The sequence below is a fragment of the Algoriphagus zhangzhouensis genome (assembly GCF_900148515.1).
GTDB lineage: Bacteria > Bacteroidota > Bacteroidia > Cytophagales > Cyclobacteriaceae > Algoriphagus > Algoriphagus zhangzhouensis.
Genome location: NZ_FRXN01000005.1, coordinates 257544 through 270073 on the forward strand (window position 1 = coordinate 257544; position 12530 = coordinate 270073).

The window sequence follows — 12530 nt, forward strand, 5'->3', positions numbered from 1 at the left end:
GGATTTACAGCCTTCTCAAAAATTTATTGGTAGAAATTTAGCAGAAGTGGCACTTGAGCTTGGCACCCTATTTCCAGATCAGATTCTGGTTTGGTGTAGAGCTGAGTTAAAAAACTCACTAAATCTAGCGCAAATTCCATCTTTAGTCAGGAATACTTTAGAAATGATTTCCTATCGAATTCAAGGAGATTCCTTTGGGTATTCATTAGACTACATAGATTATTCGACTGCAATAAAAGTACAAAAAGGAGTTCGATACCCAACTTGGAAAATGAGTTCAACTGTTGGGGCAGTTTATGGAAATGTACTGAAAGGCTTAAAATTGAAAAATGGAGTAGATTCTGAGTATTTCTTTAATGCTATTTCCAGAAATCTTCAACCTCATGGTTTGTTGTGCTATCAAGAACCTAGATTGTTGAAGGATGATGCTCCTTCGATTGAAGAATCAACTTTACAAGGTTCAGCTATTTACCGTTTTGTTTGGGATGAAATAGCACCAAAGTGGGCATATTTCTTATGCTTATGTCAATTGATTTACGAAAAAAAGCTGGCTTTTGGCTCTTTGACCAAAGCAATCATTTCTTCCAAGTATTCAAATAAAATCCTTAAAGAATTATCCCAAAGACCTCAAGCACTTCCAGTAGAACCAGAGATTACAGTGGATGTTCTTATTCCCACTTTGGGAAGGGAAAAATATGTGGAAATGCTTTTGGATGATTTGAAAGCCCAATCAATTGTTCCTAAAAGGGTGATTATAGTAGAGCAGGAAAAGGAGGTAGATGCTGGTTCTCAAATGCCATTTTTGGAACAAAAGGAATGGCCATTTGAAATAAAGCATTTGTTTTCAAAGAGGTGGGGGCCATGTTTTGCACGTAATCTTGGCCTGGAACATATCCAATCAGAATGGACCTTTTTAGCTGACGATGATATTCGATTGCCTGAGAATTTTTTCACCAAAGTAATAGGGCAATTAACCAGTCTAAGCCTTGAGGCAGGAACAATAAGTTGTTTGTTGAAAGGGCAAAAAGAATTGCATGAAGAAATTCACCAAACGAGGATTTTTGGAGCAGGATGCAGTTTGGTGAAAAGCAAGGCATTGAAAAACACCCGCTTTGATTTGGCCTATGAGTTTGGGTATGCCGAAGATTCGGACTTCGGGGCTCAACTTAGAAATCAAGGTGTAGATGTGGTATATCTTCCAAGTCCAACTATACTTCACCTGAAAGCACCAGTTGGTGGTTTTCGGGAAAAAATGGAATTCCCTTGGAATTCCCCAAATAATAATTTGAAACCTTCACCAACGGTAATGCTTTTTTGGCACAAACATTTCTCTGAAAATCAGTTCTTAGGAAATAAACTGATGATCTTTTTTAGCTTTTTCTCAAAGTTTGGAAGGAAAAATCCTTTTGGGTTTTTCAAAAAGTTTCAAAAAGACTGGGACAGGAGCCTGGCATTTGCAAGAAAATTGGAAAGTGGAGAATTAAGAATTTCACGAACCAATGCCTAAAGTTGATTTTTTGAAAATTAGCCTAGTAATATGCACCTATCAAAGGGCTAGGTCATTAGAGAGTCTTCTGCAATCAGTTAGGAAACAAATACACCCAACTGATGAGATCATAATTGTAGATGGGTCATTTGATGATGAAACATCCAAACTCATCAAAGAGAACTTCGCTAATGAAGTGCTTTATTATAAAGTTCCTCCTGAAGCCAGAGGGCTTACTCGGCAACGTAATTTTGGAATCTCCAAAGTTGCTGAGAAAATGGATATTGTGGCTTTTGTAGATGATGATACAGTTTTGGAGCCTGATTACTTTGAGAAGTTGGAGCAAACCTTTCGCGAAAACCCTCAAGTCGGAGGAGTTGGCGGAGTAGCCATCAACGAAAATCAATGGAAAAAAATTGATTCGTCGGTTTCCTTGGGCTGGGATACTTATACTTGGGAAGGCTTTTATATCAAAGAAACTCTAAGAAATAAAATCAGAAAGTTAGTGGGATTAGCATCTCCACTTCCGCCTTTTTGTATGCCTAATTTCTCCCACGTTAGGGCCTCAGGATATCCGTTGACAGGCAAGTTTTATGAGGTTGATTTATTGGTAGGGATGTCTTTTGCCTTTAGAAAGAAGATCACAGAGAAAGAAAAGTTCTCTCTTTACTTTGATGGCTATGGGCTCTATGAAGATGCAGATTATTGTATCAAAGCTTTGAGGCACGGAAAAAATGTAATGGATACAAGTGTTCAACTGTCTCATTTTCACCATCCTTCAGGGAGGCCTAATTCCTATAAATATGGAAAAATGGTGATCAGGAACGGGTATTACGTTTGGAGATTGAAGTTTCCCAAACCAGGATTTAGTGGAGTAGTCAAGTGGCATGTAACTGCTGGATTACTAACCTTGATCCGTGGTACAAATGCTGTAACAGGCCCAAAAAGAGGAGAGGCGTTGCGTGAGTTTTTTGGAAGAATAGCTGGTTGGGCAAGTCTTTGGTTTTGGAATAAACCCAAGCCGAATAATTCAACTCAATGAGAGGTAAAAAAACTCAACGGTTTTTAATAGTAACTCATGTCCCCCATTTACTTTGGAAGGGACAACTTTATGCTTATGGTCCCTATGTTAGAGAAATGAATATTTGGCTTCAATACGTTGAAAATTATGTATTGATTGCACCAAAGGTTGAGGAAGGTGAACCTTCCAAAATTGACATCAAATATTCCAAATTGCCAATAAAATTTAAAACCACCCAGCCACTTCATTTCAATTCAATTTCCAAAGTATTCAGCTCAGTTTTTTGGGGAGCAAAAGCATTTGGATATATGATTTTTGAAATGAATAAGGCAAGCCATATTCATTTGAGATGCCCCGGCAATATGGGCTTAATTGGCTGCATCGCACAGGTGTTTTATCCAAGTAAAAAGAAAACTGCAAAATATGCAGGAAACTGGGACCCTGAATCCGCTCAACCACTTTCCTACCGCTTGCAGAAGTACCTCCTTCGTTCTACGACCTTTACCTCCAATATGCAGGCTTTAGTATATGGGGAATGGAAGGATAAGACTAAGAATATCAAGCCGTTTTTTACTGCAACCTATAGAAATGATGAACTCAAACCAATCAGGAAACCCAATTTTGAACAAGGAATAAATCTGATTTTTGTAGGTGTATTAGAAGCACATAAATCCCCGCAAACATTATTGGAGGTTGCTAGAATTTTGAAGGATAGGGGGATCAATTTTAAAGCTACTTTCTGCGGAAATGGTAGCCAAAAAGGAGAATTGGAAGAGCAGGTAAAGAAATACTCCCTTATCGACCAAGTTCATATTTTAGGAAATGTGCCTGCAGAAGAAGTAAGGAGACTATTAGAAGAATCTCATTTTTTGATCTTTATTTCCCGATCAGAAGGTTGGCCAAAAGCAGTTGCGGAAGCTATGTTTTGGGGTTGTGTCCCATTGACAACTCCTGTGAGCTGTGTTGGTACTATGGTTGGAGAAAATGGGGAAAGAGGATTTTTAATGGGCAATGATCCTGAAAAGATTTCAGACAAGGTAGTTTCGCTAAAGGATTCACCGGATACATTTTTTAAAATTAGTGAAGCTGCAAGCCAATGGTCCCGCACCTACACTTTGGATTACTTTGAAACAGAAATAGGAAAGTTGATTTGAAAGTAGTCCAGTTGATAGATACTCTTAGAGCTGGTGGAGCTGAACGAATGGCTGTAAACATGGCCACAGTGTTTTCTCAGGCTTCTATCGATAATATGCTGATTGTATCAAGAGAGACTGGGATGCAGGCGGACCGCTTGGATTCCCGGACTCAGCTACAAGTGCTTCATAAAAAAGGTTCTCTTGATTGGAGAGCATTTCGAAAGCTATTAAGATTAGTACGCGAGTTTTCTCCAGATATACTTCATGTCCATTCGACTTCCTTGTATTGGGGAGTTCCGCTTAAATGGTTTCTGAAAGACGTGACATTAATTTGGCATGACCATTACGGATTAAGTGATCAATTAAAAGAAGGAGATCGAAAAATTGAACGGTTTTGCTCCTCCTGGATTGATGGAGTTGTTTCTGTAAATGAAAAGTTAAAAAATTGGGCAATCCAGGATTTGGGAATGCAGAGTAAAAATGTTGTGATGATTTCAAATTTCCCTCATTTGAAGGAGTTGGATAGGTTCAAAAGGTTGAACAATGAAAAAGTAATACTTTTTCAGTTAGCTAATTTTAGACCTCAAAAAAATCACTTTTTAGCTGTGAAATCATTAAAAATCCTTCTTGATAAATACCAATTGGAGGCTGAACTCTGGCTAGCAGGGTCTACCGAATTGGATCAGCAATATACAGTCGAGGTGAATCAGTTGATAGAGGATTTGGATTTATCAGATCAAGTTCAGATTCTTGGAGAAGTAGAAGATGTAGAGGATATATTGGAAAAAGCCTCAGTTGGTTTGTTGACGAGTGATTCGGAAGGGCTTCCAGTCAGCTTGTTAGAATATGGATTGGCTGCACTTCCAGTTGTGGTGACTGAGGTAGGACAGTGCAAAAAAGTTTTGGAAAATGGGAAATATGGAGTTTTAGTTCCTGTAAATGATGAACGCCTCTTTGCGAAGGCTCTTAAGGAATTGCTTGAAGACTACCCTAAAGCCATACAGATGGGAGAGGAGTTTCATAAACATACCCTACATTCTTATGGAGGAGAAAAATTTTTAATGAATTATAAGCAGTTTGTAGAAAGTATCTAATGCTTGGGAAAAACAAATATTTACTAAAATCGATATTGACCTTCAAAGATGGGCTAGTATGGACCATCTTTCACATGGCTTTAGGTGCTTTGGCAACCGTATCTCCTTATCCGATTATTGCATGGTATTATTTACTTGTTTTTGATACCATCAGAGCATTTATTTTTGTTGAAGGAAAGGAAAGAAATTTCGTGTTGGCCTATGCTCTTGTCTATTTTTCTTCTTTTGAACTGATTGGGAGGATGTCTAGTTCCTCACCCTATATTCCGTACGAGTCCAGTAAATATATCATGATGGTATTATCTCTTATTGGGATATCCTTTAATGTGAAAAATTTGAAATTTTCTAATTTGGGCTTCATATTATTGCTTTTGCTCCTCCCTTCTTTATTTATTGATCAGAGTGGTTTAGTGAAAGTGAGTGATATTATTTTTAACCTATTTGGGATTTTCAATATTGCTTTTGCCTTGATATTTCTTGGAACCCTTCAAGTTGATAGATGGAAGTTTGTTTCTTGGGTAAGATTAATAGCATTTCCAATTATCCCTGTATTGGTTTATGTATTTTTAAAAACACCGGATTATTCGGATTTGGAATTTGAACTTTCTGCGAATTTTGACACCACAGGTGGGTTTGGCTCCAATCAGGTCTCTACCGTATTGGGATTGGGGGCGTTCCTTTTTGCGGTAGCTCTGATTTTGAATTATCGGATTACAACCAATAAATTATTTGACATAGTCCTCTTTTCGGCATTTAGCCTTCAAGGCTTACTCACCTTTTCCAGAGGTGGGATGATAGGTGCTGCATTGGGCTTATTCACCTTGATTTATTTTTTGCTAAAAGTTGGCAAAAACCAATTGAAGGTGTTGAAAATACCAAATCCAAAAAAGTACATTTTGCCTACTGTAATTGGCTTGGTGTTTTTCTTTATTCTTGGAAACATTATTACTGGGGGGAATCTGGCCTTAAGGTATCAAGGACAGACTGCTGGAACAATGACTGGAAACCATGAAGTTGACTTCAATAAATTCACCTCTGCTAGATGGCAGCTTTTTGCTGAGGATATGGTTGTATTTGCTGAATATCCAATTTTTGGTGCCGGTGGTGCCTCCTCAAAGTACTTAAGGAATTTGACCCAAAATGAAATCACTCACGTGGAACTTTCCAGATTGATTGCCGAGCATGGAATGTTTGGATTGATGATTACAGTTTTATTTGGAGTCATGTACTTTAGAATTAGAGATTCCAAAATTGATGGGATTAACAAGGCTGTTCAGATGAGCTTCTTTGTGCTGGCGATATTCACCTCATTTCATGCCGCCACTAGAACATTTTTAACTCCACTTTTGGTTAGTTTATCTATGGTTACCATTGTGGATTATTCCAAAATAAAAGCTGTTAAAAAGAAAAAAGCTGAAAGAGCTAAACTTCAATCTTTCATGGCTGGCCAAATTTAATGAGTGTGAATTCAAAGTCCCCAAAAGCAATTCATATCCTTTTGTTTTATCAGTATTTCGGAACTCCCGCTGGAGGATGGAGCACCAGGTTTTATGAATTTGGAAAAAGATGGGTAGCCGCTGGCAACAAGGTGACGATTATTACCTCGCCCTATTATAAATCCGATATTCGAACAGATTCATTCATTTCAAAAAGGGAATTGGAAGGGATGAACCTAATTGTGATTAATGCTCCGGATTCAAATAAAAGTGGAATATTAAAACGGGCAGCAAATGCAATAATCTTTGCATTTTCTTCCATTTATTATGCTCTAACATTGCCCCATGACGTAGTTCTTGGGAGTTCGGGGCCCATTACGGTAGGAATTCCAACACTTGCATCCAAATTCCTCAGAAGAAAACCCATGGTATTCGAAGTAAGAGATCTTTGGCCTCAGGGAGGAATTGAATTGGGGAAATTGAATAATCCGATTTTAAAGAATTCTGCACTTTGGTTTGAAAAGTTCTGTTACACCAATTCTCAATTGGTTGTTGCTTGTTCGGAAGGCATGGAGAAGGGTATTAAAAAAGTCAGTCCTGAAATAGATACATTGATCATCCCGAACTCTTCTGATGTGGAATTATTTTCAGGAAAAATTGAAATTCCTAATCAGTTTCCGAAGGAGTTAAAGGAGATACCATATATGGTCTATATTGGTTCTTTGGGATTAATGGATGACTGTAGTCAAATTGTTTATGGACTAAATGCCGCTAAAGAATTAGGGGTAGATTTCAGGATGATATTTATCGGAGATGGGGAAGAAAGATATAGACTGGAAGAATTGGTCGATCAATTTGGGCTGAAAGATCAAGTCAAATTTCTGGGGTTAATTCCGAAAAATGAAGTTGCAAAATGGTTAAAATTGGCTCGAGCTAGTTTTGTAACTTTTAAAGATTATCCGGTATTGCAGACCAGCTCTCCTAATAAGATGTTTGATTCATTTGCAGCTGGAATACCGATTATACAATCCACTCAAGGATGGATCAAAACACTTATAGATAGGACTGATGCTGGCTGGAATGTAGTTGCTTCTAAGCCTGAAACATTTGCTAAAGCGATTCAAGAGGCAATTGATTTTCCCGAAAAAGCCTCGAAGAAGGGCGTAAAAGCCTATGCCTTGGCACAGTCCGATTTTAATAGAGGAAAATTGGCTGAGCTTTATCTAGAGAAATTAAAAGGAGTAGTTTCATGAAACCCGTACTAATTACAGGTGCAAATGGGTTTTTAGGGAAATACATTGTAGATGCGCTGAATGGAACTAGAGCTATTTATACCTTGGGAACGGGTGAATCCAACGATATTCAGGTTGATTTGAGTAAAGAAATTCCAAATCTTCCAGAAGTTAGGATGGTGGTTCATGCTGCCGGGAAAGCCCATATGATCCCTAGAACTGAGGAGGAGAAAAATAGATTTTTTGAAATTAATTCAAAAGGCACCGAAAACTTATTGACAGCATTGGATAGGTTGGAAAAACTTCCAGAAATAGTGGTCTTGATAAGTACCGTTGCAGTTTATGGACTGGATGAAGGTGAGGGGATTTCTGAAAATGAACCATTACTTGGAGATACTCCCTATGCCCTTTCAAAAATAGAAGCGGAAGGCTTGGTTTCTTCTTGGGCAAAATCAAGAGGAGTTTCTGCTCTTGTATTAAGATTGCCTTTGATCATCGGAGCGCGGGACTCTAAAGGCAATTTAAAAGCCATGATAGAAGGCTTAAAAAAAGGACGATATTTTAGAGTTGGTGCTGGAAAATCCAAAAAATCAATGGTTTTGGCCAAAGACGTTGCTGAATTAATAGGAAGATTAGAAAATGAAAAGGGGATATATAACTTGACAGATGGAATCCATCCAAGTATTGCAGACCTTGACAGTTCGATAGCTTTTGTTTTAGGAAAAAAGGTTAGAAGTATTCCTGAGAGTCTTCTTGCAATTATGGCAAAAATAGGAGACGTATTTACTATTCTTCCAATTAATACATACCGATATTCTAAACTCACTTCGACCTTGACATTTAGTGATGATTTGGCTCGAAAAGAAATCAATTGGAGCCCTCATAATTCAGTTCAAGGGATTGCCGAGGAAATATCAAATATATGAGTTGGTTACATAAAAAGATTTTCTGGTGGGGAGCTAACAGAAGGAACCCAAGCTTGTATAAGCAGTTCCTGGAATTGAAGAAAACAGAAAGATTATCCAGAGAAGAACTCCTGAAAATGCAGGAAGAACGGCTGAAAACTTTTGTTGAATTCGCCTATAAAAACAGTAGCTTTTATAAAGCTCACTTTGAAAAGACCAATTTCAATCCAATCGAAAATTGGAGTTTGGAAAATTTCAAAAAAACTAAACCAGTCAGCAAAGCTGATCTGATTAATTTTAATCAAGAAATTCACACCCCAGTTTCAAAAAACGAAAAGACTTTTTTCGTGGAGACTTCAGGTACATCTGGTGAAATTTTAACTTTTCACAGGGATGAACTTTGGGATTCTTTCAACCGTGCAGCTATTTGGAGGGGGACCAGTTGGTATGGTGTGAATCCTTGGGATTTTAGCCTTTATTTCTGGGGCTATAATTCTGATTTTTTGAAAAAGACCAAGCTTAGATTTTTGGACTTTTTGGTAAATAGATTTAGGGTTTTTGATTACAATCCCAAAACCATGGCTTCCATTGGATCAAAATTGAATCGAGTAAAAGCAATAGAGGGCTATAGTTCAATGATATATGAATTAGCCCAAATAAATGAAAATAATAATCTTGATTTCAGCTCTTTGAAAATGGTAAAGGGTACATCTGAAAAGATAATGCCTCATTATCAAGATGTTGCTCAAAGAGTTTTTGGTCAAAGGATAATCAGTGAATATGGTGCTACTGAATGTAGTATTATTGCCTTTGAATGTCCTAAAGGAAATATGCATATCACCACCGAAGGGCTTTATACTGAAACCGATCCAGAGACAGGTGGGATTTTGGTTACAAACATGGTGTCCAGATCATTTCCTATTATTAGATACCAATTGGGAGATGAAGTAAAATTTAAAGATTCCAATTTTAGGTGTACATGTGGGCTGGAGCATCCAGTCATAGAAGAGGTTACAGGACGAATTGGTAGTAAAATCTATGGACTTGATCGGTCTTATCCAAGTCTCACTTTGTATTACATCTTTAAGAATATATACTTTAATAAAAGGATAAAAATAGACTTCCAAGCTCACCAGTTTGAGAAAGGAAAATTGCAAATCTGGATAAAAGATAAATTGTCACCCGAATTGAATAAGTTGATTTTAACAGAGGCTTCCAATTATTTTATGGATTTGGAATTGGAGTTGATCGAGAACAATAATTTCCGGGAAAATCAAGGCAAGCTCAGGGACTTTATCTCTCATATTCCATCTTAAATCAAATCATGTTCTACCTTCTGAAATTCATTTTCACCACTTGATACCACACGTTATTATTTATTTTAATTCGACCATGGCTCATGCCAGCCAGATATTTACGGGTTTAGAATTATTAAAGAGTGAAGGTCGAGTAACTTTGGAATATAAATTGGCTCTAGCGGAGTTGCCTAACAATAAGATGCGAATTGATATTTCAGGGAAGCAGGTCATTTTTGACATGGCTGATGATAATGTCGTGGATTTGGAGATTTACGCCCAATGTGATGCCTATTTCAAAAGAATGCTTTTGAAAAAGGATTATGAGCGACTTCCTAAAATATTTCCATTTGGGTTGAATTATTCTGTTATGGTTGAAAATCCCAAGTTGAATAAGATTTGGAAAAAGACACCAGTTCTTTTGGGCTATTCAATTAAATACAATAAGTTCTTATCAGGACTAATGGATATTAATGATTCTATCCATAATGTTTATTTGGAGAATATGGAGGGTGAGCCTAATGACTCTGGTGAAATTATTTTTGGCACCAGACTTTGGGATCCACTAAATAATGAGATTGATTGGAAGAAAGAAGAGAGGAAAAAGATTAATCATCAACGAATAGCCATTATTCGAAAATTGAAAGATATCTACGGCCCTCAATTTAAGGGAGGAGTAGAGAATAGCCAGTTGTCGAAAATCCTTTGCCCGGATTTGATTGTCAATAAAAAGGAGTCAAATAAGGAAGCATATTTAGAAAGCTTAAAAAAAGCATTGATTGGAATTGCCAATTTTGGATTGGAGGGAAGTATAGGATGGAAATTTCCTGAATATATTGCCCATAGTATGGCAATAGTGAGTACACCAATTGATGAATTTGTAATTCATGGAGATTTGAGCGAAGGAAAGAATTTTCTCAAATTTGAATCTGTGGATGAATGTCTAAACGCAGTTGATACACTAATATCCAATCCTGCCCAGAGAAAGAAGATGCAATTGGAAAACAAAGCATATTATCAACGATTTCTACATCCAAAAAGAAAAATGGAGTTGATTTTGAGTGATTTAGCTCAACTATAAGGAATCGAAGAATTAAGTAAAAGATGAAAGTTACAATAAAGAAGTTTACTCAGAAATACCTCAGCAATTTTTATTATTTCTTTGCTCACCTACGTTTCAGAATATTCTTCGTAGTTAGTCTTAGTCTATTTGTGGGGGTTTTAGATGGATTTGGCTTGGCTATGTTCCTTCCTCTTCTAGAAATAGCAGACGGTATATCTCCTACTGAAGAGGGTGGAAATATGGGAAAATTGATTTTTCTGGTCAATGGCCTAAATAATATGGGGATTGAATTAACTGTCCCGATTGCCCTTGGAATTATCTGCTTTTTCTTCATGGTCAAGGGGGCATTTGCATTTATAAATGGCTATTATAAGATTGCCGTTAAGCATTACTTCGTAAGGAAAATTAGAATTGAAAATCTTGATTTACTTGCTGGGTTGAAGTATAAATACTTTTTGTCAGCAGATCAGGGAAGAATTCAAAATTCATACACTACTGAGATCAATCGTGTTTCTAATGCTTATTCTACCTATTTCATGTCCTTTCAAAATGGGATTTTGGTGGTGGTATATATGACCTTCGCATTTTTGGTTGACTGGCAATTTGCAATTTTGGTGAGTTTGGGAGGCTTGATATCCAATTTGATTTTTAAGAGAATATATGCTGGTACAGAAAAATCCTCCAAGAAACTCACAAAAGGAGGACATGATTTGCAGGGTCTGATGCTTCAGGCAGTAGCAAACTTTAAATATCTGAAAGCCTCAGGAAGCATTAAGCAATATGTAAACAGAGTAAAAAAGCAGTCCATCGATGTTGAGAATACAAATAATAAGATTGCTAAATATGGTAATATTCTATTCGCAACTAGAGAGCCGATTATTATACTGGTAGTCTGTACTGTTATTTTCATTCAGACCTCTTATTTAAATACACCATTAGAAGGAATCCTTATCAGTTTGCTGTTTTTCTACCGAGCATTAACTTCCTTAATGCAAGCCCAATCCTCTTGGAATAACTTCTTAACAGTAGTTGGATCCTTGGATAATATGACTGAATTCACTCAGGAATTGGTGCAAAATCAAGAGAAGGTAGGAAAGATTGAGTTTAAAAATCTTGAGGATAAAATAGTTCTTGACAATGTTTCTTTGTCCTATGGAAAAACGAGAGTGGTAAAAAATATCAGTTTTGATATTCCAAAAACCTCCGAAATTGCTTTGGTAGGAGAGAGTGGGTCGGGAAAAACTTCCATCATCAATATGATTTCAGGATTGATTCCAGCGGATGGTGGCCAAATTCGAATTGATGGTGAACCTATGGGCAATATCAATATTCCTACCTTCCAGAGAAAAATTGGTTATATCAGTCAGGACTCGGTGATTTTTAATGATACTGTTTTCAACAATGTGACATTTTGGGATGAGCCTACCCCTGAGAACTTGGAGAAATTCCGTTCTGCATGTGATCGTGCCGCTATCCTTTCATTCATTGAAACCCTTGAAGCAAAGGAATTTGAGATGCTTGGGAATAATGGTCTGAATTTGAGCGGTGGCCAAAAACAAAGGATTTCAATAGCAAGGGAACTGTATAAGGAAATCGACATCTTAATTTTAGATGAAGCAACCTCCGCATTGGACTCAGAAACAGAAAAAGAAATTCAAGTTAACCTGGAGAGGTTAAAAGGCTTCTATACAATTATTGTAATCGCACATAGATTATCCACGGTTAAAAATGCGGATAATATTATTTTTCTAAATAAAGGTGAGAAAGTTGCCATGGGGAATTTTGAAACCTTGATTGAACTAGAACCTAATTTTAAAAGGATGGTCCAACTCCAAGGAGTTCATTCTGATTAATTAATACCT

The 12530-nt window shown here is 37.1% G+C and carries 10 protein-coding genes; all 10 read left to right on the forward strand.

Features of this window, described 5'->3' with window-relative positions; genetic code table 11:
- The first annotated feature begins 46 nt into the window (after nucleotides 1–46).
- Complete coding sequence (locus BUF13_RS17295; protein ID WP_134204536.1) at nucleotides 47–1507, forward strand: glycosyltransferase family 2 protein; 1461 nt, start codon at nucleotides 47–49, stop codon at nucleotides 1505–1507.
- The gene (locus tag BUF13_RS17300; protein WP_073573068.1) at nucleotides 1500–2528 is read left to right on the forward strand and encodes a glycosyltransferase family 2 protein; all 1029 of its coding nucleotides are present in this window, start codon (nucleotides 1500–1502) and stop codon (nucleotides 2526–2528) included. Before BUF13_RS17295 ends, BUF13_RS17300 begins: the two co-directional genes overlap by 8 nt.
- Nucleotides 2525–3661 (forward strand): glycosyltransferase family 4 protein, encoded by a 1137-nt coding sequence (locus BUF13_RS17305; protein ID WP_073573069.1) that lies wholly within the window; start codon nucleotides 2525–2527, stop codon nucleotides 3659–3661. Before BUF13_RS17300 ends, BUF13_RS17305 begins: the two co-directional genes overlap by 4 nt.
- Entirely contained in the window at nucleotides 3658–4737 is a 1080-nt protein-coding gene (locus BUF13_RS17310; protein WP_073573070.1) for a glycosyltransferase, read from the forward strand. Before BUF13_RS17305 ends, BUF13_RS17310 begins: the two co-directional genes overlap by 4 nt.
- Nucleotides 4738–4811: 74 nt before the next feature.
- On the forward strand, nucleotides 4812–6194 hold the full coding sequence (locus BUF13_RS17315; RefSeq protein ID WP_134204538.1) for an O-antigen ligase family protein: 1383 nt from the start codon (nucleotides 4812–4814) through the stop codon (nucleotides 6192–6194).
- Between the two features lie 5 nt (nucleotides 6195–6199).
- A complete protein-coding gene (locus tag BUF13_RS17320; RefSeq protein WP_166669848.1) occupies nucleotides 6200–7426 on the forward strand; it encodes a glycosyltransferase family 4 protein in 1227 nt (408 codons plus the stop codon).
- Nucleotides 7423–8331, forward strand: coding sequence for an NAD-dependent epimerase/dehydratase family protein (locus tag BUF13_RS17325; RefSeq protein ID WP_073573073.1), 909 nt, complete (start codon nucleotides 7423–7425; stop codon nucleotides 8329–8331). The genes BUF13_RS17320 and BUF13_RS17325 overlap by 4 nt, the downstream gene beginning before the upstream one ends.
- Nucleotides 8328–9626 carry a phenylacetate--CoA ligase family protein gene (locus tag BUF13_RS17330; protein WP_073573074.1) on the forward strand — a complete coding sequence of 433 codons (1299 nt, stop codon included), beginning with the start codon at nucleotides 8328–8330 and terminating at the stop codon, nucleotides 9624–9626. The genes BUF13_RS17325 and BUF13_RS17330 overlap by 4 nt, the downstream gene beginning before the upstream one ends.
- 76 nt (nucleotides 9627–9702) lie before the next feature.
- Entirely contained in the window at nucleotides 9703–10686 is a 984-nt protein-coding gene (locus BUF13_RS17335) for a glycosyltransferase (RefSeq protein ID WP_073573075.1), read from the forward strand.
- A gap of 23 nt (nucleotides 10687–10709) precedes the next feature.
- A complete protein-coding gene (locus BUF13_RS17340) occupies nucleotides 10710–12521 on the forward strand; it encodes an ABC transporter ATP-binding protein (protein WP_073573076.1) in 1812 nt (603 codons plus the stop codon).
- Nucleotides 12522–12530: the final 9 nt, after the last annotated feature.

Bases quoted from the DNA above. Each gene is read 5' to 3' on its own strand.
- BUF13_RS17300 (WP_073573068.1), top strand. From the start codon at position 1,500: ATGCCTAAAGTTGATTTTTTGAAAATTAGCCTAGTAATATGCACCTAT.
- BUF13_RS17305 (WP_073573069.1), top strand. From the start codon at position 2,525: ATGAGAGGTAAAAAAACTCAACGGTTTTTAATAGTAACTCATGTCCCC.
- BUF13_RS17315 (WP_134204538.1), top strand. From the start codon at position 4,812: ATGGCTTTAGGTGCTTTGGCAACCGTATCTCCTTATCCGATTATTGCA.
- BUF13_RS17325 (WP_073573073.1), top strand. From the start codon at position 7,423: ATGAAACCCGTACTAATTACAGGTGCAAATGGGTTTTTAGGGAAATAC.
- BUF13_RS17330 (WP_073573074.1), top strand. From the start codon at position 8,328: ATGAGTTGGTTACATAAAAAGATTTTCTGGTGGGGAGCTAACAGAAGG.
- BUF13_RS17335 (WP_073573075.1), top strand. From the start codon at position 9,703: ATGGCTCATGCCAGCCAGATATTTACGGGTTTAGAATTATTAAAGAGT.
- BUF13_RS17340 (WP_073573076.1), top strand. From the start codon at position 10,710: ATGAAAGTTACAATAAAGAAGTTTACTCAGAAATACCTCAGCAATTTT.